General features: G+C 71.0%; 25 protein-coding genes. 10 read left to right on the plus strand and 15 right to left on the minus strand.

Features of this window, described 5'->3' with window-relative positions; translation table 11 throughout:
• The 5 genes from ACFWYW_RS05430 to ACFWYW_RS05450 all read right to left on the minus strand — a co-directional run bounded on the left by ACFWYW_RS05430 (position 1) and on the right by ACFWYW_RS05450 (position 5,909).
• Positions 1 to 861: a carbohydrate ABC transporter permease gene (locus ACFWYW_RS05430; protein ID WP_379613780.1), complete on the minus strand. Its 861-nt coding sequence runs from the start codon at positions 859 to 861 to the stop codon at positions 1 to 3.
• Positions 848 to 1,777, minus strand: a complete 930-nt coding sequence (locus tag ACFWYW_RS05435) for a carbohydrate ABC transporter permease (protein WP_379613778.1) — start codon at positions 1,775 to 1,777, stop codon at positions 848 to 850. Before ACFWYW_RS05435 ends, ACFWYW_RS05430 begins: the two co-directional genes overlap by 14 nt.
• Positions 1,777 to 3,063, minus strand: a complete 1,287-nt coding sequence (locus ACFWYW_RS05440; protein WP_379613776.1) for an ABC transporter substrate-binding protein — start codon at positions 3,061 to 3,063, stop codon at positions 1,777 to 1,779. Before ACFWYW_RS05440 ends, ACFWYW_RS05435 begins: the two co-directional genes overlap by 1 nt.
• Before the next feature lie 269 nt (positions 3,064 to 3,332).
• Positions 3,333 to 5,450: a glycogen debranching protein GlgX gene (gene glgX / locus ACFWYW_RS05445; protein WP_379613774.1), complete on the minus strand. Its 2,118-nt coding sequence runs from the start codon at positions 5,448 to 5,450 to the stop codon at positions 3,333 to 3,335.
• A 33-nt stretch (positions 5,451 to 5,483) separates the two neighbouring features.
• A complete protein-coding gene (locus ACFWYW_RS05450) occupies positions 5,484 to 5,909 on the minus strand; it encodes an OsmC family peroxiredoxin (RefSeq protein ID WP_379613772.1) in 426 nt (141 codons plus the stop codon).
• A gap of 121 nt (positions 5,910 to 6,030) precedes the next feature.
• Here ACFWYW_RS05450 and ACFWYW_RS05455 point away from each other — a divergent pair, with 121 nt between their 5' ends.
• The 5 genes from ACFWYW_RS05455 to ACFWYW_RS05475 all read left to right on the plus strand — a co-directional run bounded on the left by ACFWYW_RS05455 (position 6,031) and on the right by ACFWYW_RS05475 (position 10,233).
• The gene (locus tag ACFWYW_RS05455; protein WP_379613770.1) at positions 6,031 to 6,546 is read left to right on the plus strand and encodes an RNA polymerase sigma factor; all 516 of its coding nucleotides are present in this window, start codon (positions 6,031 to 6,033) and stop codon (positions 6,544 to 6,546) included.
• Complete coding sequence (locus ACFWYW_RS05460) at positions 6,546 to 7,490, plus strand: hypothetical protein (RefSeq protein WP_379613768.1); 945 nt, start codon at positions 6,546 to 6,548, stop codon at positions 7,488 to 7,490. Before ACFWYW_RS05455 ends, ACFWYW_RS05460 begins: the two co-directional genes overlap by 1 nt.
• 198 nt (positions 7,491 to 7,688) lie before the next feature.
• Positions 7,689 to 8,291 carry a hypothetical protein gene (locus ACFWYW_RS05465; protein ID WP_379613766.1) on the plus strand — a complete coding sequence of 201 codons (603 nt, stop codon included), beginning with the start codon at positions 7,689 to 7,691 and terminating at the stop codon, positions 8,289 to 8,291.
• 500 nt (positions 8,292 to 8,791) lie between these two features.
• Positions 8,792 to 9,343 carry a sigma-70 family RNA polymerase sigma factor gene (locus ACFWYW_RS05470; RefSeq protein WP_379613764.1) on the plus strand — a complete coding sequence of 184 codons (552 nt, stop codon included), beginning with the start codon at positions 8,792 to 8,794 and terminating at the stop codon, positions 9,341 to 9,343.
• Positions 9,343 to 10,233: a maleylpyruvate isomerase family mycothiol-dependent enzyme gene (locus ACFWYW_RS05475; RefSeq protein ID WP_379613762.1), complete on the plus strand. Its 891-nt coding sequence runs from the start codon at positions 9,343 to 9,345 to the stop codon at positions 10,231 to 10,233. The genes ACFWYW_RS05470 and ACFWYW_RS05475 overlap by 1 nt, the downstream gene beginning before the upstream one ends.
• A gap of 12 nt (positions 10,234 to 10,245) precedes the next feature.
• On the opposite strand, the gene ACFWYW_RS05480 is transcribed toward ACFWYW_RS05475, so the two are convergent.
• Positions 10,246 to 11,589, minus strand: coding sequence for an ankyrin repeat domain-containing protein (locus ACFWYW_RS05480; protein WP_379613760.1), 1,344 nt, complete (start codon positions 11,587 to 11,589; stop codon positions 10,246 to 10,248).
• A gap of 126 nt (positions 11,590 to 11,715) precedes the next feature.
• Between ACFWYW_RS05480 and ACFWYW_RS05485 the strand changes: the two genes are divergently transcribed.
• Positions 11,716 to 12,369, plus strand: a complete 654-nt coding sequence (locus ACFWYW_RS05485) for a DUF1707 domain-containing protein (RefSeq protein ID WP_379613758.1) — start codon at positions 11,716 to 11,718, stop codon at positions 12,367 to 12,369.
• Positions 12,370 to 12,541: 172 nt separating this feature from the next.
• Here the strand turns inward: ACFWYW_RS05485 and ACFWYW_RS05490 are convergent, their stop codons facing one another.
• From ACFWYW_RS05490 to ACFWYW_RS05515, 6 genes are all read right to left on the minus strand, one after another.
• On the minus strand, positions 12,542 to 13,285 hold the full coding sequence (locus ACFWYW_RS05490; protein ID WP_379613937.1) for a sirohydrochlorin chelatase: 744 nt from the start codon (positions 13,283 to 13,285) through the stop codon (positions 12,542 to 12,544).
• 140 nt (positions 13,286 to 13,425) lie between these two features.
• Positions 13,426 to 14,154, minus strand: a complete 729-nt coding sequence (locus tag ACFWYW_RS05495) for a phosphoadenylyl-sulfate reductase (RefSeq protein ID WP_379613756.1) — start codon at positions 14,152 to 14,154, stop codon at positions 13,426 to 13,428.
• A complete protein-coding gene (locus ACFWYW_RS05500; protein WP_246510212.1) occupies positions 14,151 to 14,297 on the minus strand; it encodes an Insertion element protein in 147 nt (48 codons plus the stop codon). The genes ACFWYW_RS05495 and ACFWYW_RS05500 overlap by 4 nt, the downstream gene beginning before the upstream one ends.
• A complete protein-coding gene (locus tag ACFWYW_RS05505; RefSeq protein ID WP_379613754.1) occupies positions 14,294 to 15,967 on the minus strand; it encodes a nitrite/sulfite reductase in 1,674 nt (557 codons plus the stop codon). Before ACFWYW_RS05505 ends, ACFWYW_RS05500 begins: the two co-directional genes overlap by 4 nt.
• A 116-nt stretch (positions 15,968 to 16,083) precedes the next feature.
• Positions 16,084 to 16,167 carry a putative leader peptide gene (locus tag ACFWYW_RS05510; protein WP_311132608.1) on the minus strand — a complete coding sequence of 28 codons (84 nt, stop codon included), beginning with the start codon at positions 16,165 to 16,167 and terminating at the stop codon, positions 16,084 to 16,086.
• Positions 16,168 to 16,245: 78 nt separating this feature from the next.
• Positions 16,246 to 16,380 carry a hypothetical protein gene (locus ACFWYW_RS05515; RefSeq protein ID WP_379613752.1) on the minus strand — a complete coding sequence of 45 codons (135 nt, stop codon included), beginning with the start codon at positions 16,378 to 16,380 and terminating at the stop codon, positions 16,246 to 16,248.
• Between the two features lie 38 nt (positions 16,381 to 16,418).
• Here ACFWYW_RS05515 and ACFWYW_RS05520 point away from each other — a divergent pair, with 38 nt between their 5' ends.
• From ACFWYW_RS05520 to glyA, 4 genes are all read left to right on the plus strand, one after another.
• Positions 16,419 to 17,216 carry a TIGR03084 family metal-binding protein gene (locus tag ACFWYW_RS05520; protein ID WP_379613750.1) on the plus strand — a complete coding sequence of 266 codons (798 nt, stop codon included), beginning with the start codon at positions 16,419 to 16,421 and terminating at the stop codon, positions 17,214 to 17,216.
• A 27-nt stretch (positions 17,217 to 17,243) separates the two neighbouring features.
• Positions 17,244 to 17,618, plus strand: coding sequence for a YccF domain-containing protein (locus tag ACFWYW_RS05525; protein ID WP_379613748.1), 375 nt, complete (start codon positions 17,244 to 17,246; stop codon positions 17,616 to 17,618).
• 57 nt (positions 17,619 to 17,675) lie between these two features.
• Positions 17,676 to 18,629, plus strand: a complete 954-nt coding sequence (locus tag ACFWYW_RS05530) for a YihY/virulence factor BrkB family protein (RefSeq protein WP_379613746.1) — start codon at positions 17,676 to 17,678, stop codon at positions 18,627 to 18,629.
• 146 nt (positions 18,630 to 18,775) lie between these two features.
• Entirely contained in the window at positions 18,776 to 20,029 is a 1,254-nt protein-coding gene (glyA, locus tag ACFWYW_RS05535; RefSeq protein ID WP_379613744.1) for a serine hydroxymethyltransferase, read from the plus strand.
• A gap of 129 nt (positions 20,030 to 20,158) precedes the next feature.
• Here glyA and ACFWYW_RS05540 read toward each other — a convergent pair whose 3' ends face one another.
• The 3 genes from ACFWYW_RS05540 to ACFWYW_RS05550 all read right to left on the minus strand — a co-directional run bounded on the left by ACFWYW_RS05540 (position 20,159) and on the right by ACFWYW_RS05550 (position 22,801).
• Entirely contained in the window at positions 20,159 to 21,394 is a 1,236-nt protein-coding gene (locus ACFWYW_RS05540; protein WP_379613742.1) for a CHRD domain-containing protein, read from the minus strand.
• Between the two features lie 136 nt (positions 21,395 to 21,530).
• Complete coding sequence (locus tag ACFWYW_RS05545; protein WP_379613740.1) at positions 21,531 to 22,244, minus strand: anti-sigma factor family protein; 714 nt, start codon at positions 22,242 to 22,244, stop codon at positions 21,531 to 21,533.
• Positions 22,241 to 22,801, minus strand: coding sequence for a sigma-70 family RNA polymerase sigma factor (locus ACFWYW_RS05550; protein ID WP_379613935.1), 561 nt, complete (start codon positions 22,799 to 22,801; stop codon positions 22,241 to 22,243). The genes ACFWYW_RS05545 and ACFWYW_RS05550 overlap by 4 nt, the downstream gene beginning before the upstream one ends.
• Positions 22,802 to 23,080 lie beyond the last annotated feature (279 nt).

Here is a 23,080-nt window from a genome sequence, read left to right on the forward strand (position 1 = left end):
TCACTTGATGCCGGCGGTGGCGAAGCCCTGGACGAAGTAGCGCTGGAAGGCGACGAACAGCAGCACCATGGGCAGCGTGGCCAGCGTCGTACCGGCCATCAGGAAGGCCCACTGCGTGTTGTTCTCGGTCTGGAACACCGACAGGCCCACCTGGATCACCCGCAGGTCGTCCCTGCGCGTGATCAGCAGCGGCCACAGGAAGTTGTTCCACGACCCTTCGAGCGTGAGCAGCGCGACGGTGGCGAAGGCCGGCTTCACCAGCGGCGTCATGATGCGGGAGTAGATGCCGAACTCGCCGAGCCCGTCCAGCCGCGCCGCCTCCTCCAGCTCCACGGGCAGCGACAGGTAGAACTGCCGGAACAGGAACACCGAGAACGGCGCGATCGCGCCCGGGATGATCAGGCCCCACCACGAGTCCAGCCATCCGGTGCCGCCCTGGCCGAACAGGTCGTTGCCGCCGGCCAGCGGCATGAACCGGACGATCAGGAACTCCGGCAGGATCTTCGTGTAGGTGGGGATCATCAGCGCGCCCACGAAGGCGGCGAACAACCATCGCGATCCGGGCAGGCGCAGCCGCGCCAGCGCGTACCCGGCCATCGACGCGAAGGTGACGTTGATCAGCGTGTGGCTGACCGCGATGATCAGGCTGTTGCGGGCATAGGTAGCGAACGGCGCCGCGGTGAAGGCGTCCACGTAATTGCTCCACGCCCACGTGGTCGGCAGCAGGGGCGGCGGGCTGGCGCCGATGTCGGCGGGCGTCTTGAGCGAGGTGAGCACCATCCACACGAACGGCGCGATCATGATGACCGCGATCACGCTCAGCGCGGCGTAGAGGCCGATCCTGCGGCTAAGCCGTGACACGGTCGCCTCCGATGACCCGCCGGTTGATCAGCGTGAGGGCGATCAGGATGGCGAACAGCACCAGCGACTGCGCGCAGGCGTAGCCCATGCGGAACTCGCGGAAGGCCGACTTGTACACCTCGTAGGTGATCATCGTGGTGCTGTGGGCGGGGCCGCCGTCGGTCAGGACGTAGATCTGGTCGAAGGACTGGAAGGCGCCGATCACCGAGGTGACGAAGACGAAGAACGTCGCCGGGCGCAGCAGCGGCACCGTGATCTTGAAGAACTGGCGCACCTTGGAGGCCCCGTCGACCGAGGCCGCCTCGTACAGCTCGGGCGGCAGGTTCTGCAGCGCCGCGAGGTAGATCAGCATCTTCATGCCGATGCCCTGCCAGACGCCGACCGCGATCACCGCCGGCAGCGCCCACGTCGTGGACGACAGCCAGCTCGGCCCGGCGACGCCGAAGAACGACAGCACCGCGTTGAGCAGCCCGCCGCGCGGGTTGTAGATCCACAGCCACACCAGCGCGACCGCGATCGTGGCCGTGACCTGCGGCAGGAACACCGCGGTGCGGAACAGCCTCCGGCCGCGCACGTTGCCGTTGAGCAGGACGGCGATCACCAGCGCGATGCCCATCGCCACCGGCACCGTGAAGATCGCGTAGATGACGGTGTTGAGCACGGCCCGGCGAAAGACCGGGTCGCCGAACATCTCGGTGAAGTTGGCAAGCCCGACGAACTCCGGCGCGCTCAGGATGTCGTAGGAGGTGAACGCCAGGAACACCGCCGCGACCAGCGGCAGCCCGGTCCACAGCAGCATGTGCAGGAACGCCGGCGCCACCATCAGGTACCCGGCGCGCCGCCGCGAGCGCGACGAGCGCGCCGGCCGGGGCGCCACGCGCGGGGGACGCGGCGGGGCGAGCGTGCCGAGTGCCATCAGAGCCGGCCGATCGCGTTGGCGGCCAGGCCGGACAGCTCCTTGAGCGCCTCGGCGGCGCCGCGCTGGCCGACGACGGCGGTCTCCAGCGTCGGCTTGATCTTCTCGCGGATCTCCATCCAGGCCGCGGTGCCGCCCTCGGAGTAGGCCTTGTCCAGGTTGTCCAGCGCGAAGCCGACGAACTTGTTCTTCTTCACGTACTCGCTGTCGCGCAGGCTGCGCACCGCGGGCACCGAGCCGCGCTGCCGGGACGCGGGCAGGATCACCTCAGGGCTGGCCAGGAACTCCACCAGCGCCCGCGCCACGGCCGGCTGCCTGCTGTGCGCCGACACCGAGGCCAGCGTGCCGCCCTGCAGCATCGCCTCGTTGGTGTTGCGGACCACGAACGTGCCGATGACGTCGTCCTTGATCAGCTCGGGCGTCTGCTGCTCCATCTGCAGCCACAGCGCGGTCGTGGTCATCGCCATCGCCGCCTTGCCCTGCTGGATGAGGCTCGGCTGGCCGGTCTCGGACTTGAAGGAGTACTCGGTGCTCCTGTCGGCGATCAGGTCGAGGAAGAGCTGCAGCGCCGCGACGCCGCGCTCGTCGGCGAACAACGGGGTACGGCCGGCCTCGTCGAACAGCTTGCCCCCGTTGGCGAACAGCAACGTCTCCCAGCACTGCCGCAGGTCCACCGAGAACGGGTCGAAGCCCGCGGTGGCCAGCTTGCCCGCGCCGTCGCGCCTGGTCAGCTCCTTGGCGAGGGCGCGCAGCTCGGTCCAGTCCTGGGGCGTCCCCTTGACCCCGGCCTTGTCGAACATGTCCTTGCGATAGGCGACCACCCGGGTGTCGAGCACCACCGGCAGCGCGTAGAGCCTGCCGTCGTAGCGGGAGGGCTCCAGCACCCTGGGCTCGTACTGGTGGCGGGCGGCCACGGAGTCGGGCAGCGGAGCCAGCACCTTCTTGTGCGCGAACGGCGGCACCCAGCCGACGCCCAGCATGAGCACGTCGGGCAGGAGCCCGCCGGCCAGCGCGGTGGTGATCTTCTCGTTGAGCGCGGCGTAGGTGGTGTAGTCGACGCGCACCCTGGCCTTGGGGTGCCGCTTCAGGAACGCGGGCAGCAGCGTGCCTTCGAGGAGCTGCTTGCCGCTGGACCCCTCGAACATCGGGGTCAGGAGCGTGATCTCGCCCTCCACGGCGCCGTCGGCGTTCCCGGCCGAGGAGCCGCCGGCGGCGCACCCGGTGGCGACCGCGGCCGTGCCGAGGGCGCCTAGCGCAGCAAGGAAACCCCGTCTCGTCAGGTCCATGGGATGCCTCTCAGTTCTGGGGGGAAGGGGCGCCGATGAATCGATGCACCAACCATAGGGACGCCTCTTGCGGTGGTCAACAGGGAGTTAACCTGAAGGACATGGGCGCGTTAGGTCATTGACGGTGCATCGGTACACCAGACCGTCGCGGCGGGGACCACGTGCGACGTGAGAAGCGACCCCCACGATCGGCGCCCGCGCACGGCGGCGGGTGGCGTGGGGGTGGCTTGCCGTACTTCTAAAAGCTTCTAAAAAGCTTCTAAGAGGTTTTAGGGGGTTTTGCGCTGCAGGAGCTGCAGGCTGCGCGAGGCGACGGCGACCAGAGCGGCGGGCGGCCACTGCTCGTCGGGGAAGGGCTCGTCGCGGGCGGTGTCGTCGCTGGTGTCGAAGACGGTCTGCCAGGCCGCGCCGAACTCCTCGCCCGGCAGCGTGAACGTCATGTCCTCGTGGTGGGCGTTGATGAGCAGCAGGAACGAGTCGTCCTGGATGCGCTCGCCGCGCGGGCCCGGCTCGGTGATGGCGTCGCCGTTGAGATAGACCATGAGCGACTTGGCGTAGCCGGTGTGCCAGTCGCCGGCGCTCATCTCGGCGCCCGCCGGGGTCAGCCACACCAGGTCGCGGCCGTTGTCGGCGGTGCGGCCGCGGAAGAAGCGGCGGCGCTGGAAGACCGGGTGCTCGCGGCGCAGCCTGGCCAGCGACCGCGTGAACTCCAGCAGGTCCGACTCGGTGTGGACGGCCGTCCAGTCGATCCAGGTCAGCTCGTTGTCCTGGCAGTAGGCGTTGTTGTTGCCGCGCTGCGAGCGGCCCAGCTCGTCGCCGTGGGAGAGCATCGGCACGCCCTGTGACAGGAAGAGCGTGGCCAGGAAGTTGCGGCGCTGGCGGTGGCGCAGGCGGACGATGTCCGGGTCCTCGACCGGGCCCTCGGCGCCGCAGTTCCAGGAGCGGTTGTCGTCGGTGCCGTCGCGGTTGTCCTCGCTGTTGGCCAGGTTGTGCTTGCGGTCGTAGGAGACCAGGTCGGTGAGGGTGAAGCCGTCGTGGCAGGTCACGAAGTTGATGGAGGCGACCGGGCGGCGGCCGGAGGTGGCGTAGAGGTCGGCGGAGCCGGTCAGCCGGGAGGCGAACTCGGGCAGCGCCGAGCCGGTCCCGCGCCAGAAGTCGCGCACCGTGTCGCGGTACTTGCCGTTCCACTCCGTCCACAGGGGCGGGAAGTTGCCGACCTGGTAGCCGCCGGGGCCCACGTCCCACGGCTCGGCGATCAGCTTGACCTGCGAGATCACCGGGTCCTGCTGGATCAGGTCGAAGAACGCGCTCAGCCGGTCCACGTCGTGCAGCTCTCGCGCCAGCGCCGAGGCCAGGTCGAAGCGGAAGCCGTCCACGTGCATGTCCAGCACCCAGTAGCGCAGCGAGTCCATGATGAGCTGCAGCGCGTGCGGCGAGCGGACGTTCAGCGAGTTCCCGGTGCCGGTGTAGTCGAGGTAGTAGCGCCGGTCGCCGTCGTGCAGGCGGTAGTAGGCGGAGTTGTCGATGCCGCGGAAGCCCAGCGTCGGCCCCATGTGGTCGCCCTCGGCCGTGTGGTTGTAGACCACGTCCAGGATGACCTCGATGCCCGCCTCGTGCAGGGCGCGCACCATCGCCTTGAACTCCAGCACCTGCTCCCCGCGCGAGCCCGCGCTCGAATAGGGACCGTGCGGGGCCAGGAAGGCCATCGTGTTGTAGCCCCAGTAGTTCGTCAGCCCCCGCGCCACCAGGAAGTGCTCGGGCACGAAGTGGTGCACCGGCATCAGCTCGATCGCGGTCACCCCGAGCGAGACCAGGTGGTCGATCACCGCCGGATGCCCGATCCCCGCGTAGGTGCCCCGCTGCTCCGCCGGCACCGACGGGTGGCGCATCGTGAGCGCCCGCACGTGCGCCTCGTAGATCAGCGTCTGATGGTACGGCGTGCGCGGCGGCCGGTCGTTGCCCCACTCGAAGAACGGATTGATCACCACGTTCTTCGGCATGTACGGCGCGCTGTCGGCGTCGTTGAACTCGGCCGGATTGGTGAACCGGTAGGCGAACAACGCCTCGTTCCAGGTCAGCTCCCCGTCGATCGCCTTGGCGTACGGGTCGAGCAGCAGCTTGGCCGGGTTGCAGCGGTGGCCCTGCGAGGGCGCGAACGGGCCGTGGACGCGGTAGCCGTACCGCTGGCCGGGGGCGATCCCGGGCAGGTAGCCATGCCAGACGAACCCATCCATCTCCGGCAGATCAACGCGCTCCTCGGAGCCGTCGTCCTGAAAAAGGCACAGCTCAACCCGCTCGGCGACCTCGGAGAACACCGAGAAGCTGGTGCCAACGCCATCCCAGGTGCCGCCGAGTGGATAGGGCTCGCCCGGCCAGACCTCACGCATGTGACCCAATTGTCGCACGCGATCGTCCCGTTGCTAGAGCAGTTCCGCTTTCAGGCTGATCGTGGTTCCCGACAGGGCCTTGCTGACGGGGCAGTTCGCCTTCGCCGTCTCGGCCGCCTCCTGGAACTGGCCGGGCGTCAGGCCGGGGACGTGGCCCTTCACGCTGAGCACGATGCCCGTGATGCCCTCGCCCGGCTGGAAGGTCACCTCGGCGCGGGTCTCCAGCGACTCCGGCGGCGTACCGGCCCCGGCCAGGCCGTGCGACAGCGCCATCGAGAAGCAGGAGGAGTGGGCGGCGGCGATGAGCTCCTCGGGCGAGGTCTTGCCGTTGGCCGCCTCGGCCCTCGACGGCCAGGAGACCTCGAAGGTGCCGACGCCGGAGGTGTCGAGCGAGACCGTACCGGAGCCGTCGAGCAGCGCGCCCTTCCACTGCGTGGTGGCCGTACGCGTGGTCGCCATGGCGATAGTCCCTTCATCGATTGCCGATACAGGTCCGAACATATCCTGTATCGCCGCGGTGACCATGAGTGGTCGGTTGTAATCGGAGCGGAGCGTCGTAATCCCCGCAGCGGAGGGCCCCGTGCCGGATGACGATGAGCGGTATGCCGCGTTGTACCACCGCCACTACTCCTCGGTGCTGCGCTACGCCGCGCGCAGAGTAGGGCGGGACGCGGCGCCCGACGTCGCCGCGCGCACCTTCACCGACGCCTTCCGCCGTCTCGGGCAGGCGCCCGGCGAGCGCCGTGCCGAGCGGGTCTGGCTGCTCGGCATCGCCCGCGGCCAGGTCAGCAACGAGTGGCGCGGCCTGCGCAGACGCCAGGCCCTGGCCGACCGGCTGGCCGTCTGGCGCGCGCCGTCGGCCGACCAGGGCCTCGACGGCGAGATCGTCACCCGGCTCGCCTTCCACGAGGCGCTGGCGAGGCTGGCCGGCAAGGACAGGGAGGCCCTGCGCCTCTTCTACTGGGAGGGGCTCAGCGTGGAGGAGGCCGCCACGGTCGCCGGCTGCCGCGCCGGCACCATGGCCACCCGGCTCAGCCGGGCCAGGGCACGCCTGCGCGAGCACCTGCGCACGCTCGGGTTCCAGGAGGGGAGCTGATGGACGAGCTCGCACGGCTGATGGCACGCCACGACCCGGCCCCGCACGAGGTGCCGCCCGACGAACTGCTGCTCGCCGAGATCCTCGGTACGGCCCGGCCGCGCCGCGGCTCCACCCTGTCCTGGCGGCTGACGTTCGGCGCGGCGCTGGCCACCGGGCTGGTCATCCTCGCCGCCGGCGCCATCCCCACCCCGAGGGCGCCCGGCCAGGTGACCGTCGCCGCCTACTTCCGCTACCCCGGCGCGCCGCTCGCGCTGTGCGGAGAGCCGGGGCCACGGCCGCGCAAACTGCCCGGGACCGGGGGCGGGGCCCGGCGCGTCGTACTCGGCCTGGCCGAGGCGGCGGCACGGGCCGGACGGGTGGCTGTGCGCGGCCACGGCCGGATCACGGTGGCGTCGTCGCTGCTGAGGCCGGGCGGGCGGGCCGGCGTGCTGTCCAGGCAGTGGACGCCGGTCCGGGGCTCCGGCCGCCGGGTGGAGTACACGCTGGCCCTCGACGGGGAACGCCTCGTCCAAGGGCAGCAGGGGCGGGAGGGGGCGTACCGGCCGGGACTCCCGCTCCCCGGCGACTCCGCCGACCTGCGCGCCCGCCTGTCGGCGGAGCCCGGGACGTACGGGCTGCTCACCGCCATCGTCTCCCTCAACGAGAGCGAGGTCCTCGACGCCGCGCGCGTGGCCGCGCTGTGGCGGGCCCTGGCCGACCGGCCGGGCCTGCGCACACTGGGCCAGATCACCGACCGGCGCGAACGCAGGGGGCAGGGGGTCGCCGTCGACGTGGGCGCCGCCGACCGGTGGGTGCTGGTGGCCGACCGGGGGAGCGGCGACCTGCTGGGGGTGGAGCGCGTGATGCTGCGGCCCGCGACCGGCCTGGAGGCCACGCCGCCCTGCGTCCGCGACTTCTGGACCTTCCTCGACCGCGCCGACACGGCCACCACGCGCGACTGACCCGCCCCGTTCCTTGTACGGCGAGACCCGGCAGCCCACGTGAGAAGCGCGCCCCGGCAACCCACCTCAGCCCGACGGCCAAACACGACGGCTCCGCAAGGCGGCTTGAGGCGGTTCGTACGGCGGCTTCGTAAGGCGGTGAAAGACGCGGCGGCGCGGAGCCGTAAGAAAAGCCGGGCGGCCGGACTATTACCGGGCATGATGATGACGCCCGCTTGGTGCCCGCCCCATCCGGAGGATCTCCGTCCCACCCCGCGCGACGGCCGCCGCTGGTGCGGTCCGCTCGAAGGCGTACTGCGCCGATTGTGGTCCCCCAAGGACGGCCCGCCACGCCCCGGCTTCGTCACCGCCGTCGACGACCTGGCCACTCTCGAGTACGGCCCCGCCCACCGCCTGGCCACCGGGCTGGCCATGCTGTGGATAGGCGGCACCGGCATCGGCTACGTCGTCAAGGACCCGGACGGCATCACCGGCCGCAGCCTCCCCTTCTCCCGCCCGGCCCTGTGGCGCGACCTCCCGCCCCCTTCACCGGCACGCATGCTCGCCGCCCACGCCCTGTGCGACCTCGACGGCCTGTCGGCAACACTGGAGTGGCGGGCCCTGACCCGCCGCTGCCTCCCGCTCTTCCGCGACCGCCCCGCCCCGGGACCCCGCGACTGGTGGGCCGAGTCCTTCGCCCTGAGGTCCCAGGCCCGCATCGCCGCCATCCTGGACGGCGACCAGGCAACAGCCGAAACCGTGGCCGCCTACCACCACCGCATCACCACCTCCTACCCCACCCCGCCCTACCCCTCCTCCTAACCCACCCCACATCCCCTCGGCCCCAACCACCCTCGGGGGCCAGCATCCATAGGGCCTCGGCGGCTCGATCAAATCCCCAGCCGGGACCCTCGGCCCACCCAACCGCGTTTCTCCCGAAACTCCGCGCGGCGCCCCTCCCCGCGCGGGTCCCGGGCAGGACCCCCACCCCCTGCCCGGGACACTCTCCGGCATCGCGCCCCGTTTACCTGGACCGAACGCCGCACGCCATGGTCGCCCCCTGCCCCTCGTCCCGGGCCGGGGTGCCGCATGCCGTGAGGCTGGGTGCCGGGCGGGCCTCGTGGTCCTGGTCCGCGTAGGGCGAGGCCCGGGGAGACCGGGTCCGGCACGAGGGGAACCCGGCACCCGAGCCGAGCCCAAAACAGGGGCGCGGAAATCGGGGGTTTCGTTCGTCATCCGGCTCAACATTTCCGGCGAATAGTGACATGCTCGGGTCGCGGCGCACCCGCCGCCTAGGTCCGGATCACGGGAGTGTGGTGCCAGTGGAGGCACCGTTCGACGACCGCCTGTTGCATCAACGGGTGGTCGGCGGCGATGAGTCCGCGCTCGGTGAGGTGTATGACCATCTCTCCTCGCTGATCTTCGGTCTCTCGCTCCGCGTCACCAGGGACCGTGTGATCGCCGAGGACATCACCCAGGAGGTGTTCCTGATCTTCTGGGAACGGCCCCTGGCCTACGACCCCGACCGCGGCACCCTGCGCGCCTGGCTGGCCACGATCGCGCACCGGCGCGCCGTCGACCATGTACGCGCCGAGGAGCGGCGCCGGGTCTCCGTCCTGGGGCCGAGGCTGTTCGAGCCCCCGCCTGAGAGACTGGAGGAGACCGTGCTCGCCGCCGACGAGGCCAAGCGGGTACGCCAGGCGGTCACCCGGCTGCCCGAAGGTTTACGCGAGGCGATTGAACTGGCGTACTTCGGTGGCCGTACATATCGGCAAGTGGGCGAGGAGCTGGGCGTGCCCGAGGGCACGGCCAAGTCACGCATCAGGCTGGCGCTGCGGCGCCTGGCCGACGCGCTGGCAGAGGAAGAGGTGTGATGGAGCCCGTCGAGCGTCTGTACCTGGACGCCCTCATGGAGGAAGCGGCCGTGCCCGAGCGGTCGCTCCGGCCGCAGCTGCTGGCCGGGGCGAGGGCCCGCCGCCGGCCCGCCGCGCCCACGGCCGCGTGGGCGGAGCCGTACGCCGGACGGGTGGCCGCCATGGACGCGCTGCTGGCCGCCGCGATGGACGACGACTGGGCCCGCGAGATCGTCGAAGGCTGGACGCTGCAGGAGCTCGTCGCCCACCTCGCCGCCAAGGACGGGCTGCTGGCCGCCTCGGTCGGCGCCCCCGTGCTCGGCCCCGCCCTCGACGCGCTCGACGCGATGGGACGCACCCTCCAGGTTCAGGAGTACGAGCGGGCGCGCAGCCCCGAGCAGACCCGGCGCGACTGGCGGGCACAGGCGGACGCCCTCTGCCGCCACCTCGGCGGCCTGACCCCCGACACCCCGGCCACGCTCGACGGCGTGGCCGGCGCGGTCAGCGACCATGTCCTGGCCCGCGGCCTGGAGACGTGGATCCACACCGACGACGCCGCCTCGGTCGCCGGGCTACGCCTGCCGCACCCCGTCCCGGACCACATCCGGCCGACCGCCGACCTGTGCGCCCGCCTGCTGCCGTGGACGATGCTGCTGTCCGGGGTGGACGGCGCCGGCCGTACCCTCAACCTGACCTTGACCGGACCCGGCGGCGGGGAGTGGACCATGCCGCTGGGCGTCCACGACACGGCCCCCGGCGCCCCGGACGTCTCGATCACCGCCGACGTGATCGGCTTCTGCTTCCTGCTGGGCGGGCGCGGCGAGCCCGAGGCGTTCCCCGCGGACATCACGGGTGACCACGCCCTGGCCGCCGACATCCTGCGCACCGCGCCGGCCCTGTCCGGCCCCTGAAAGGTCCGGGAGTCAGAGCTTGGCGGCCGCCTCGGTGACCATCTCGCGCTCGTAGGAGTCGTCGCTCTCCGCCAGCACCCGCTTCACCCCGGCCTCGGCCCGCGCGTCGCCCCGCTCGGCCAGCCCCCGCGTGGCCTCGGCCACCGTGCGCAGGTCGGTGTCGTCCAGCCGCTGGGCCAGCACGTCCCTGATCTCCGGGGTGTCGGCGTCGAGGGAGGAGAGCCCGGCGGTCGCCCAGTCGCGTACCTCGGAGTCGTCGTCGCGCGTCATCGAGACCAGCAGCGCCAGCCCCTCGGCGTGGCCGGGCGGCAGCACGTCGGCCAGCGCGATCGCGTCGGTCATCGTGCGCTGGTGGTCCGGGCGGCCGAGCACGTCGAGCACCTGCGGCAGCGCCCGCGGGTCGCCCTGGTGCCCGAGCGCGGCCAGCACCGAGCGCAGCACCTGCGGGTTCCCCTCGGTGGTGGCCATCTTCTGCAGCAGCGGCAGCGTGCGCTCCAGGTAGGGCTTCTCGCCGTCCTCGGTGACGCCGTACTGCGCGATCGCGTCCACGCCGAACTCCCGCTCGCGGGCGTCCTCGCTCACGCACAACCGCGCCAGCGCCTCGTACGTCTCCTCGTCGGCCCGCTTGCCCAGCGAGTCGGCGACGACCCACCAGGTCTCGGCGTCCTCGTCGACGTCGCGGTGGGCCAGCGCCCTGGCGACGAGCTGGGGGATGGGCGTGTAGAGCCCGGTGGCGTCCTCCAGGAGGGTGGCGACGGCCGCGTGCCCGCGCTGGGCCTGCACCTGCTCGCTCTCCTCGCCGTCGGCGGAACGGCCGGCCACCGTCACCAGCTCGGTGCCGTCCTTGGCGAACTGCCTGCCCACGACGTACTCCCAGCCCTCCTGCCCGATCTGGTCGAGCAGCGCGGTCTCCAGGTGGACGCCGACCCAGTCGATCGCGATGTCGTAGGGGCTGTCGCCGTCGCCATCGTACTTCTCCGGGTCGGCCCCGGCCGTCAGCAGCTCCCGCACCACCCCGAGCGCGCCGCGCCTGGAGGCCAGGCTGAGCGGGGTGTCGCCGTCCTCGTTCGGCTCGTCGACCTGCGCGCCGGCCTCGATGAGCGCGCGGGCGGCGTCGGCGTTGCCGTTGGCGGCGGCCCACAGCAGGGCGTGCCAGCCGCCGCTCTCCTTCGCGTTGACATCGGCCCCGGCGGCCAGGAGCGCCCCGATGACGGACACCCGGTCCCAGGCCGCGGCCGCGCAGAGCGGCAGCCCTTCCTCACCGGCCTCGTTGGCGTCAGCCCCGGCGGCGAGCAACGTGCCCGCCGTCTCCAGGTCGCCCTTCAACGCCGCCTGGTACAGCTCATCCTCACGCATGACAGCGACCCTAACGCCTCACCGCCCCAACCCCGACGAACGTCCCGGCGAGGTGCGCGGTTCGATGGACGAGGAATCCTCCTTCTGGAGGACCGCGAGCGCCACAAGACGCGATATGTTGCGACTATGACAGACTCTGGGGAACTGCGCGCTTCCGACGCCGAGCGCGAGGCCGTCGTCGAGCAACTGCGCGTCGCCTCAGTCGACGGCAGGCTCACCCTCGTGGAGCTCACCGACCGCACCGAGGCGGCCTACACAGCGACCACCCACGCCGAGCTGGCGCTCCTCACCCAGGACCTGCCCGCCGCCGGTGCCGTGCCCGTGGCGGCACCGGCGCCCGAGCGCAAGAAGCGCTGGTTCCTGGCGTTCATGGGCGACACCAAGCGGCGCGGCAAGTGGCGGGTCGACCAGGAGCTCGGCGCGGTGGCGGTCATGGGCGACGTGGTGATGGACCTGCGCGAGGCCGAGGTCCGCACGGACGTCATCGACATCACCGCCGTCGCCGTCATGGGCGACGTCAAGATCATCGTGCCCGACGGAGTGGACGTGGACCTCGACGGCTTCGCCTTCATGGGCGACAAGAAGGTCGACGTGCTGGAGGCCGCCCCCGGCATGAACGTGCCCGTCGTGCGCGTGCACGGCTACGCGGTGATGGGCGACATCAAGGTGTACGGCGACGCCCGCGCCAAGCCGATCAAGCGCGGCTGGTCCGCCTGGCGCGAACACCTCGGCCTGACCCCCGGCCAGCTCTACGGAGACCCCCGCCGCCTCGGCGACTGACCACGATCCGGCGGGCGCGCGCGACGCCATGCCGGTGAACGGGCCCAGAACCGCCCTGACGGCCTGGACGTGCCCCGAGCCCGTGCTCCGGCCGGATCGGACGGGCTCGTGAGACGTCAGGCGACCGGCGCGGCGGCCACCACGTCAGGCGACCGGGGCGGCGGCCACCACGTCATGCGACCGGGGCGGCGGCCACCGCGGCGAACGCCTGGGCGTAGCGCTCCAGGACGACGTCGACCAGTTCGGGAGCCGGGCCCAGGACGTCGGCGACCACGTCGGCCCCCGACTCCCGCCGCACCTTGTCCGCGAAGAACCCCGGCGCCAGCAGGTACGGAGCCACCGCCACCCGCGGCGCCCCGGCCCTGCGCAGCGCGGCCACCGCCTCGGCGGGCGTGGGACCGGCGGCCGAGGCGTAGGCGGGAACGACCCGCCACCAGCCGGCCCGCCGGCCCGGGCCGCCGTCGGACCACAACCGCGCCAGGTCGGCGATGACCGCGTTGGCCCTGGCGTCGCTGGAGCCCGCCGAGACCAGGACGACGGCGGTGTCCGGGTCGCCGGGCCGTACCCCCGACTCCGACAGGCGGCGCTCCAGCGCCGCGAGCAGGAGCGGGTGGGGGCCGAGCGTCGTGCCGTAGTGGACGCGCAGCCGGGGGTCGCGGGCGCGCGCCTCGTTGAGGGCTGCGGGCAGGTCGACGCGGCTGTGGTAGGCCTCGGTCAGCAGCAGCGGGAGCACCGCGGCCTCGCGCAGGCCGTGCAGCGCCTGGCCGAGCGTGGGGGCCGCGTGGTCCAGGTAGGCGGTGCGCACCGGGAGGCCGGGGCTGGCCAGCCGTACCCGGTCGAGGAGGGCTTCCACGGTCGCGGCCGCGCGCGGGTCGCGCGAGCCGTGCGCCACCGCGACCAGCGGCACGCGGCCCAGAGGGGACCCCGGAGAGGACGGGGTGGCGAGTGGTGGGCGGGTCCCTGCGAGCCCGCCCACCCTCGTCACCGGGACCTCGCCCCTGCCAGAACGGGGTCCCTCGCCCGACGGATGCCGCCCGTCGGGCGAAATTTCGGTAGTCAGAGGTGAATGCCGCATTCGGTCTTCCCCAGGCCCGACCACCGGCCGCTGCGCGGATCCTCGCCATCGGCCACCTGGCGCGTGCACGGCGCGCAGCCGATGGACGGGTAGTTGTCGTAGTGCAGCGGGTTGACCAGCACGCCGTTGTCGGCCATGTAGTTGTCCACGTCCTCCTGGGTCCAGGAGGCGATGGGGTTGACCTTGACCATCTGCCGCCTGGCGTCCCACTCCACGACCCTGGTTCCGGCGCGGGTGGACGACTCGTCGCGGCGGATGCCGGAGATCCACGCCAGGTACGGCTCGAGCGCCCGGTTCAGGGGCTCGACCTTGCGCAGGTAGCAGCACAGGTCCGGGTTGCGGCCGAACAGCCGGGGCCCGAGGTCGCGCTCCTGCTCCTTGACCGTCCGCGACGGCTGCACGTTGATCACGTTGACGTCGTAGACCTGCTGGACGGCGTCGCGGGTCCCGATCGTCTCGGCGAAGTGGTAGCCGGTGTCGATGAACAGCACGTCGATACCCGGCTTGACCCGGCTGACCAGGTCGATCAGCAGCGCGTCGCTCATCGAGGAGGTCAGCGTGAGCCGGTCGCCGAAGGTGGCCGCGGCCCAGCGGATGATCTCGCGGGCGGGCGCGCCCTCCAGGAAGATGGCGGCGGACTCGACGATGTTCTGCAGGTCGAGCGTGCCGCGTTGTGCTCTTAAACCGGTCTCGATCTCGACCAGCGTCATATCTTTACCCCGATTCCCAGAAATTTCAGCTTGAAGGCGCGAGCGCAGGCGCGGCAGTACCAGCCGCCGTCGCCCTCGTAGGGCTCCAGATCCTCATCGCCGCAGTACGGGCAGTGGAAAGGAACCGCGCGGGCGCCGCTCATTTGAGGTCCGCCTCGTCGGCGCGCTGCACCCAGTCGGCGAAGCTCTCGCCTTCCTTCTTCTGGTCCTCGAAGTGGGTGACCACCCGCTCGACGTAGTCGGGCAGGCCGTCGGAGGTGGTCTTGAGCCCGCGCACCTTACGGCCGAAGCCCGGGTTGACGCCGAGCGAGCCGCCCAGGTGGATCTGGAAGCCCTCGACCTGCTCGCCCTTGTCGTTGACGACGAGCTGGCCCTTCAGGCCGATGTCGGCGACCTGGATGCGGGCGCAGGAGTTGGGGCAGCCGTTGACGTTGATCGTCAGCGCCTCGCTGAAGTCGGGCAGGCGCCGCTCCAGCTCGTCGATCAGGTCGGAGGCGACCGCCTTGGTCTCGACGATGGCCAGCTTGCAGTACTCGATGCCGGTGCAGGCCATGGTCTGGCGGCGGAAGGTGGAGGGGCGGACCTGCAGGTCGTTGGCCTCCAGCTCGGCCACGATGCTGTCGACCCGGTCGGGCGTGATGTCGAGGATGACCATCTTCTGCTCGACCGTGGTGCGTACCCTGCCGGAGCCGTGGCGCTCGGCGATGTCGGCGATGGCGTGGAGCTTGTCGCCGTCGAGGCGGCCGACCTTGGGCGCGAAGCCGACGTAGAAGTTGCCGTCCTTCTGCGGGTGGACGCCGACGTGGTCGCGGCGGTTGCCGCGGGGCGCCTCGGGGGCGGGGCCGTCGGGCAGCGGCTCCTTGAGGTACTCGGTCTCCAGGACCTCGCGGAACTTCTCGGGTCCCCAGTCGTTGACGAGGAACTTGATCCGGGCACGGTGCCGGAGACGGCGGTACCCGTAATCACGAAATATCCCGATAACGCCGCCGTAGACATCCGCGACCTGGTCGGGCCGGACGAAGACGCCGATGCGCTTGCCGAACATCGGGTTCGTGGAAAGGCCGCCGCCCGCCCACAGGTCGTAGCCCTTCTCGCCGGTCGGCAACTGGACCGCCACGAACGCCACGTCGTTGATCTCGTGCACCGTGCAGTGGGCCGGGCAGCCGCTGATCGCCGACTTGAACTTGCGAGGCAGGTTGGAGTACGCCGGGTCGCCGATGTACTCGTCGTGGACCTCGCGGATCTCCCCGGTCGAGTCCAGCAGTTCCTCGGCGTCGATCCCGGCCAGCGGACAACCGAGGATCACCCGGGGCGTGTCGCCGCAGGCCTCGGTGGTCGACAGGCCGACCTCCTCCAGCCGCCGCCAGATGTCGGGCACCGACTCGATCTCCACCCAGTGCAACTGCACGTTCTGGCGGTCGGTCAGGTCGGCGGTGCCCCTGCCGTAGTCGTTGGAGATGTCCGCGATGACCCGGAGCTGGCGCAGGTCGAGCTGGCCGCCGTCGATGCGGATGCGGAGCATGAAGTAGCGGTCGTCGAGCTCCTCGGGCTCGAGGATCGCGGTCTTGCCGCCGTCGATGCCGGGCTTGCGCTGGGTGTAGAGGCCGTACCAGCGCATACGTCCGCGCAGGTCGGCCGGGTCGATGGAGTCGAAGCCCAGCTTCGAGTAGACGTCGATGATCCGCTGGCGAACGTTGAGACCGTCGTCGTTCTTCTTGTTCTCTTCGTTCTTGTTGAGCGGTTCGCGGTAACCGAGGGCCCATTGGCCTTCTCCGCGCGGGCGCTTGTGGTGCCGGCTGGCAGGGGTGCTCATTGCGCGTCCTTCAGGGTTTGTGGGCGCGCGCGGGATGTCCCTCCTGCCTCACCATTGAGTGCAGGGGTCCCAGAAGAGCTTGTGCGACGCGCGCCGCTGCGAAATACAGGCAGGGATTAGCGGGCGTCGCAACAGATGGCACTGCGGACACGCTGAAGATCGACGTGGCGTCGACCGACAAGCATGGGGTCCGCTGGCATGTTCCAAACGATACCCCGGCGCGCAGGGATGTCCAAGAAGGGGTCCAGACTCTGGGACCAGAACAGGGGTACCCCTACTCACCCCTGCCGTGGCCAGTCGAGCTCGGACTCCTTGGGCTCCTGCGGGGGCTGGTGCTGGCAGTCGCACCAGGAGCCGCCCCGACACTCCTCGTGGCGGCGCTCCGCGCAGCTCTCGCAAATCACCTTCGACATTGTCGCACTGGAATGTTGTTCGGTTAGAGTGCGGTGCCATGGACCTCATGCGCGAGCTCGCCGCCGACCTGCGTGATGAGAGCGCCTCGCTGGAGGCGCTGCTGGCTCCGCTCAGCCCCGCCCAGTGGGAGCTGGCCACCCCCGCCGAAGGCTGGGCGATCCGGGATCAGATCAGCCATCTCGCCTACTTCGACGACGCCGCCGTGAGCGCCGTCAACGACCCCGACGCCTTCCGCGCGAGCGCCGAGGAGCTCATGAAGGGCCCCGCGTCCGTCGACGACCTCGCCGTACGGGCCCGCGCCCTGTCACCGGCCGAGGTCCACGCCTGGTTCGGTACGGCCCGCGCCGCCCTGCTGACCGCCCTGTCCGGCCTCGACGCCAGGCGGCGCCTGCCCTGGTACGGCCCCGACATGTCGGCCGCCTCCTTCGCCACCGCGCGCCTCATGGAGACCTGGGCCCACGGCCAGGACGTGGCCGACGCCCTCGGCGTGACCCGCGAGCCCACGGCCCGGCTGCGCCACGTGGCCTCGATCGGGGTGCGGGCGCTGCCGTACAGCTTCGTGATCAGGGGTCTGCCGATCCCCGAGCGGCCCGTCAGGGTCGAACTGACGCTGCCCGGCGGGAGCCCGTGGACGGCGGGCCCGCAGGGCGCGGCGGACTCGGTGCGCGGCCCCGCCCTGGACTTCTGCCTGGCCGTCACCCAGCGCGCGCACCTCGACGACACCGCGCTGGAGGTGCGCGGCGAGACGGCGGCGGCGTGGATGGCGATCGCGCAGGCCTTCGCGGGCCCTCCGGGTAAGGGCAGGGCCGCCTCGGGGAAGGCCCCGATGACCTGAGCGGCGACGCACTGACATGCTGGACACATGCGGACACTGCTGAACGTCATCTGGCTGATCTTCGCCGGGATCTGGCTGGCGCTCGGCTACGCCGTCGCCGGGGTCATCTGCTGCATTCTGATCATCACGATCCCCTTCGGCATCGCCTCGTTCCGGATCGCCGGCTACGCGCTGTGGCCCTTCGGCCGCACCGTGGAGCGCTCGCCGGACGCCGGCGTCATGTCCACGATCGGCAACGTCATCTGGTGCGTGGTGGCCGGGATCTGGCTGGCCATCGGGCACGTGCTCACCTCGATCCCGCTGTTCGTCTCGATCATCGGCATCCCGCTGGGCGTCGCGAACCTCAAGATGATCCCCATCTCCCTGCTACCGCTCGGCGCGCGCGTCGTGGACGTCAGATAGTCCGGGCGCGGCGGAGCATAAGCTTGCGGGAAGTACACCTGCGAGAGTGTTGGTGCCATGACGTCGACCGATGCGCCTACCCGGCGTACACAGCGCAAGCGGCGCAGGCAGGTCCTGAGCAAGGTGAGGACCCACCTGAGCTGGGTGCGTGACACCAAGTCGTGGGCGCTCGTGCGCGCGACGACGAACGCGGGTGTCGACTACCGGGTGACCGGGCTGGCGGGGGAGGCGGCGTTCTTCGCGCTGCTGTCGCTGCCGCCGTTCGTGCTCGGGCTGATCGGTGTGCTGGCCAAGCTGGGCGTCTGGCTGGGCCGCGACAACGTGGGCAAGGTCGAGCAGTGGGTCGTCGAGCAGGCGGCCGTGCTGTTCACCACCGACGCGGTCGAGAAGGTGGTCAAGCCGCTGATCGCCGACATTCTCCGGGACGACGCCAGCAAGGTCTCGATCATCTCGCTCGGCTTCCTGCTGTCGCTGTGGTCGGGCTCGCGGGCCCTCTACGTCTACGTGGACCTGATCTCCGTCGCCTACGGCCTGGGCGAGGAACGCGGCATCGTGCGCACGCGGCTGATGTCCTTCGGCCTGTACCTCGTCGGCCTGGCCATCGGGCTGATCGTCATGCCGGTCCTGGTCATCGGGCCGACGCTGCTCAAGGAGGCGCTGCCGGCGCAGTACACGCCGGTGATCGACCTGGCGTACTGGCCGGTCGTAATCGTCGGCTCCGTGCTCTTCCTGACCGTGCTCTACCACGTGAGCGTGCCCGTGCGCACGAAGTGGTACCGGGAGCTGCCGGGGGCGATCCTGGCGTTGTTCATCTGGATCGTCTGCGCGGGCGTGCTGCGGTCGGTGCTGGCCGCCTGGTTCTCGCCGGTCTCCATCTACGGCTCGCTGGCCGCCCCCGTCGCGGTGCTGCTGTGGCTCTACATCACCGCCCTGGCCGTGCTCATCGGCGCCATCCTGAACGCCGAGGTCGACCGCCTCTGGGGCGACACCCGCTCGGCCGTCGCGAAGTAGGCTCCGCGCCGCGCCCGAGCGCCTTCCGCTATCGTCTAGGGCGTCGCGACCGGCGCATAGGGTGGGCCTGAACCACCGGGGAGCGGAATCGTGCGGAGGCCGAGCGCCTGGGTCTTCGCGAGGATGTCAAAGACGACAGGAGTGCCATGTCTTCTCTCGCTAGCGTTGACCCGCAGATCGCGGAGCTGGTCAAGGCGGAGGAGCGCCGCCAGGCCGACACCGTGAAGCTGATCGCCTCCGAGAACTACGTCTCCAGGGCGGTCCTCGAGGCCACCGGCACCGTCCTCACGAACAAGTACTCCGAGGGCTACGCGGGCAAGCGCTACTACGAGGGCCAGCAGGTCATCGACCAGATCGAGACCGTGGCCATCGACCGGGCCAAGGCGCTGTTCGGGGTCAACCACGCCAACGTCCAGCCGTACTCGGGCTCGCCCGCCAACCTGGCCATCTACATGGCCTTCCTGAAGCCGGGCGACACCGTCATGGGCATGGGCCTGCCCTTCGGCGGCCACCTCACGCACGGCTGGTCGGTCAGCGCCACCGGCAAGTGGTTCAACCCGGTCCGCTACGGCGTGCGCAAGGACACCGGCCGCGTCGACATGGACGAGGTACGCGCCCTGGCCCTGGAGCACCGCCCCAAGCTGATCTTCTGCGGCGGCACCGCCATTCCGCGCACCATCGACTTCGAGGCCTTCGCCTCGGTCGCCAGGGAGGTCGGCGCCGTGCTGGCGGCCGACATCGCGCACATCGCCGGCCTGGTCGCGGGCGGCGCCCACCCGTCGCCGGTGGGTCACGCCGACGTCATCTCCACCACCACCCACAAGACCCTGCGCGGCCCGCGCGGCGCCATGCTCATGGCCACCGCCGACGAGCACGCCACCGCGCTCAACAAGGCCGTCTTCCCCGGCCTGCAGGGCGGCCCGCACAACCACACGACCGCCGCCATCGCCGTGGCGCTGCGCGAGGCCTCCACCGACGAGTTCAAGGCCTACGCCCACCAGATCGTCGCCAACGCCAAGGCGCTGGCGGAGGAGCTGTCCGGCCGCGGGTTCGACCTGGTCTCCGGCGGCACCGACAACCACCTCATCCTGCTCGACCTGACGCCCAAGGGCATCGGCGGCAAGCCCGCCGCCCAGGCGCTCGACCGCGCCGGTCTCGAGACCAACTACAACGCGGTGCCGTTCGATACCCGCAAGCCCTTCGACCCGTCCGGCATCCGCATCGGCACCCCGTCGGTCACCAGCCGCGGCATGAAGGAAGCCGAGATGCGCCAGATCGGCGCCTGGATGGACGAGGTCGTCACCGCGCTGGCCAAGGGCGACGCGGAGGACGTCATCACCCGCGTCCACCACGAGGTCAGCGAGCTGACCGCCCAGTTCCCCGCCCCCGGCCTGTCGTAGAACGCGAAAAGACCGGCGCCCGCCGCCCCCTCTGAAGGGCGGCGGGCGCCGGCGTCTCCGGAGAGGGCAAGGGCTCCGGAGGGAAGCCGGTCACCGGGACAGGGGGACGGGAGCCCGGTGACCGGAGGCTCAGCCGAGGTAGAGATAGTCGGCGCCGTAGGGGACCTTCACCTGGGCGCCTTCCTGACAGGAGCCCTTCGGGGCCACGCCGCCCGTGGTGTTCAGGCGCAGGATCGTCGTGGCGAAGGCCAGCAGGCCCTTGCCCTTGCCCGACTGCTGGGCATCCAGGACGAGCTCGGGGATGTTCCCGTCGCCGTTCGGGGTCTTGGTGACGAGCTTTCCGCGTACGGCGCTGCCGTCCGGGGCGATCCACTGCGGCGGGCCGTCGAACCGGCCGACGAAGTCGTGGTCGATGCCCCTGCGCAGCTTGGCCGTCACGCCGAGCTGCACGAACGCCCCGCCCTTGCACTGGTAGATCTGCGCGCCCCTCAGCACGTCCGCCGTCATCGCGCGCGGGTGGGCGAAGGACTCACCGGACAACTGCCCGCGTACGGCGCCGCCGTCGAAGTCGGTCGTGTGCAGGTTGGAGTAGTAGCCGCCCGGGTTGGCGGCGATCCGCTTGACGACCTTGCGAGCGACGGGAGCCTCGCCCGCCACTCCCGTCAGGTTCGCGGGCAGGCCCTTGGCCGCGGCGAACAGATCGGCCACCACGTCCCCGTTCTTGCCCTTGACGGCCTTGTGCACGTGGCCGTTGGTGGGGGCGCCGAGGCCGCTCCAGGTCGCGGTGTAGGCGAGGGCGGCGCCGTTGGGCCGCAGCCACCAGGTGGCGGCGCCGTCCCGGTCGCCGCGCTTCTTGCCGTCGGCGGCGGGCACCTCCTGGGCGCCGTCGGCCCGGGAGGAGAGCGCGGCGAGGTTGCTGCCGTGCAGGACGCCGTTGAGGTCGACGGGCTTGGCGAGCTTGTGGAACTGGCCGCGTACCGCGCCCTTGGGGAAGGCGGCGTTGTGGAGGTTGGCGTAGAAGCCGCCGGGATTGGCGGCGAGCTGCTTGAGCAGGCCGGCGTCGGCGGTGGCCGAGCCGGTTACGCCGAGCACGGTCGCGGGCAGCGGCTGCTTGAAGAAGTCGACCTTGACGGCGCCGTCGGCGCCCTTCGCGCCCAGGTGGATGTGGGCGGCGGTGGGGGCGTCCACCTTGTTCCAGCGGATCGCGAAGCTCAGCCGGTCGCCGCTGATCTTCAGCACCACGGTGGAGCGCCCGTCGGCATCAGCGCCGCGCAGACCGGCGGCCAGATAGACATCGGCGGCGGCGCTCTGCACTGGGGAAAGCGAGGTGACCAGAAGTGCACCTGAAAGGGCAAGCGTCAGCATGGGAAACCTCTTTACTGGGGTGATTCTCGCTCGGTACGCCAAGCTGTACGCAAGCCCGCCGGAAAAGGTTCAGGCGAATTTCCCGGGCATCAAAAAAGCCCTCCCACCAGCGGTGAGAGGGCCTTCGTCAGGCTTTTCAGATGTCCACGGTCAGCAAAGTCCTGCCCGCCGTGGTGACGACCTCGAAACGGTCGATTTTCTCCGGGTTCCATGGGCTGCCGCCGTGCATGTAAAGCGGCGGCTCCCCATCGACGCCATATCCCTTGGGCGGAACCGCCCAGCCGGTCATCGCCTTTCGCTCGCCCGTCGTGGAGACCGCGACCAGCTCGCACTCCAGCGGACCCCTGACGCCTTCGAGCTTCAGCGCCGCGTGCGTGCCCCAGCCCTTGGACTCGTAGACCACGCCGCCGGTGACGCCGGTGACGCCGACGCCGCCCGCCGGGGTGCCCTCCTCGTAGAACTGCTCGGCCGGGCCCGTACCGTGGTGCGTTCCGCCCACGGCGACCTGTGACGGCGGGCCGCTGAGCCCGGAGCCCACCGCGATGCCGCCCGCCACCAGCGTGACCGCCGCCGCGACCCCGATGATCAGGGTGCCGCGCCGGGTCCGCCGGTCGGCCGCCTTGCGCCGCCTGAGCAGGTCGATGACCTCGCCCTCGCCCTGCTGCTCCGGTTCTTCGGGCTCCACCCGGCCCACACCGGTCAGGACGCCGGCCATCCCCGACAGCTCGGCCAGTTCCGCCGTGCAGGCCCGGCAGGTGTCCAGGTGCGCCTCGAACGCCCTCTTGTCGTCGGCCTCCAGCAGACCCAGGGCGTAGGCGCCCACATCGGTGTGCTCCACTCGCGCGCTCACGCCGTCACCCCTCTCTCCTCCAGCGCGACGCGAAGCGCGCGGACCGCGTAATAGACCCGGGACTTCACGGTGCCCACGGGGATGCCCAGCGCCAGGGCGGCGTCGTTGACCGACCTGTCGCGCAGGATCGTCTCGTTGAGAATCTCGCGGTGCGCGGGCGATAACGACTTCAGCGCCTCCGACACGACCACCTGATGCAGCAGACTCTCCATCTCGTCGGGGACGGGGACGCTCTCCAGCGGCCCGTCACCTGACTCCTGTGGACGAGCGTCCTTGCGCCGCCGGTCATCGATGACGATACGACGGGCGACGGTGGCGAGCCAGGGCATCAGCGAAGACGCGTCAGAGTCCAGTTGCCCGGCGCTGCGCCAGGCCCTGATCATCGTCTCCTGCACCACGTCCTCGGCCCACTGCCGATCCCCGCCGACCAGCCGGATCACGAACCCCAGCAGCGGCCGGTGGTACTCCCGGTAGAGCGCGGCGACGGCGATCTCGTCGTCATCGCGCCCGGCCGGGCGCAGCCGCCGGACAAGGTGACGCAGCGGGGGTTTCGGCATGTCGGCGGCTCCGTCGGCCGAAGGCGCGGGGTAGGTGCTCAGTCGCATCATGCCCCCTTCCATCGTGGCCGGCGAAATCCGGCGTCGGCAGGGAGTACGGGGCTCGCCGCCACCAGGGTTCAACGGATTTCGAAGTTGCCCCGCGCCCGGGCGCGTGCGTAAAGTGTCGTCCGTGCCCATTCGGGTGCCCTGAGCTGGGAGGTGTCGACTATGCGGGTTGTTCTGCTCGACCTGTCGTCCATCAGCCTCCGGGTGCTCATCTGACGAGTGACCCGGGAT

It is taken from the genome of Nonomuraea sp. NPDC059023 (assembly GCF_042740095.1).
Taxonomy (GTDB): domain Bacteria; phylum Actinomycetota; class Actinomycetes; order Streptosporangiales; family Streptosporangiaceae; genus Nonomuraea.

Coding starts and splice junctions, on each gene's coding strand:
- ACFWYW_RS05435 (WP_379613778.1), bottom strand. CDS start 1,777: ATGGCACTCGGCACGCTCGCCCCGCCGCGTCCCCCGCGCGTGGCGCCC.
- ACFWYW_RS05440 (WP_379613776.1), bottom strand. CDS start 3,063: ATGGACCTGACGAGACGGGGTTTCCTTGCTGCGCTAGGCGCCCTCGGC.
- glgX (WP_379613774.1), bottom strand. CDS start 5,450: ATGCGTGAGGTCTGGCCGGGCGAGCCCTATCCACTCGGCGGCACCTGG.
- ACFWYW_RS05450 (WP_379613772.1), bottom strand. CDS start 5,909: ATGGCGACCACGCGTACGGCCACCACGCAGTGGAAGGGCGCGCTGCTC.
- ACFWYW_RS05460 (WP_379613768.1), top strand. CDS start 6,546: ATGGACGAGCTCGCACGGCTGATGGCACGCCACGACCCGGCCCCGCAC.
- ACFWYW_RS05465 (WP_379613766.1), top strand. CDS start 7,689: ATGATGATGACGCCCGCTTGGTGCCCGCCCCATCCGGAGGATCTCCGT.
- ACFWYW_RS05475 (WP_379613762.1), top strand. CDS start 9,343: ATGGAGCCCGTCGAGCGTCTGTACCTGGACGCCCTCATGGAGGAAGCG.
- ACFWYW_RS05480 (WP_379613760.1), bottom strand. CDS start 11,589: ATGCGTGAGGATGAGCTGTACCAGGCGGCGTTGAAGGGCGACCTGGAG.
- ACFWYW_RS05485 (WP_379613758.1), top strand. CDS start 11,716: ATGACAGACTCTGGGGAACTGCGCGCTTCCGACGCCGAGCGCGAGGCC.
- ACFWYW_RS05495 (WP_379613756.1), bottom strand. CDS start 14,154: ATGACGCTGGTCGAGATCGAGACCGGTTTAAGAGCACAACGCGGCACG.
- ACFWYW_RS05500 (WP_246510212.1), bottom strand. CDS start 14,297: ATGAGCGGCGCCCGCGCGGTTCCTTTCCACTGCCCGTACTGCGGCGAT.
- ACFWYW_RS05505 (WP_379613754.1), bottom strand. CDS start 15,967: ATGAGCACCCCTGCCAGCCGGCACCACAAGCGCCCGCGCGGAGAAGGC.
- ACFWYW_RS05510 (WP_311132608.1), bottom strand. CDS start 16,167: ATGCCAGCGGACCCCATGCTTGTCGGTCGACGCCACGTCGATCTTCAG.
- ACFWYW_RS05515 (WP_379613752.1), bottom strand. CDS start 16,380: ATGTCGAAGGTGATTTGCGAGAGCTGCGCGGAGCGCCGCCACGAGGAG.
- ACFWYW_RS05520 (WP_379613750.1), top strand. CDS start 16,419: ATGGACCTCATGCGCGAGCTCGCCGCCGACCTGCGTGATGAGAGCGCC.
- ACFWYW_RS05525 (WP_379613748.1), top strand. CDS start 17,244: ATGCGGACACTGCTGAACGTCATCTGGCTGATCTTCGCCGGGATCTGG.
- ACFWYW_RS05530 (WP_379613746.1), top strand. CDS start 17,676: ATGACGTCGACCGATGCGCCTACCCGGCGTACACAGCGCAAGCGGCGC.
- glyA (WP_379613744.1), top strand. CDS start 18,776: ATGTCTTCTCTCGCTAGCGTTGACCCGCAGATCGCGGAGCTGGTCAAG.
- ACFWYW_RS05540 (WP_379613742.1), bottom strand. CDS start 21,394: ATGCTGACGCTTGCCCTTTCAGGTGCACTTCTGGTCACCTCGCTTTCC.
- ACFWYW_RS05550 (WP_379613935.1), bottom strand. CDS start 22,801: ATGCCGAAACCCCCGCTGCGTCACCTTGTCCGGCGGCTGCGCCCGGCC.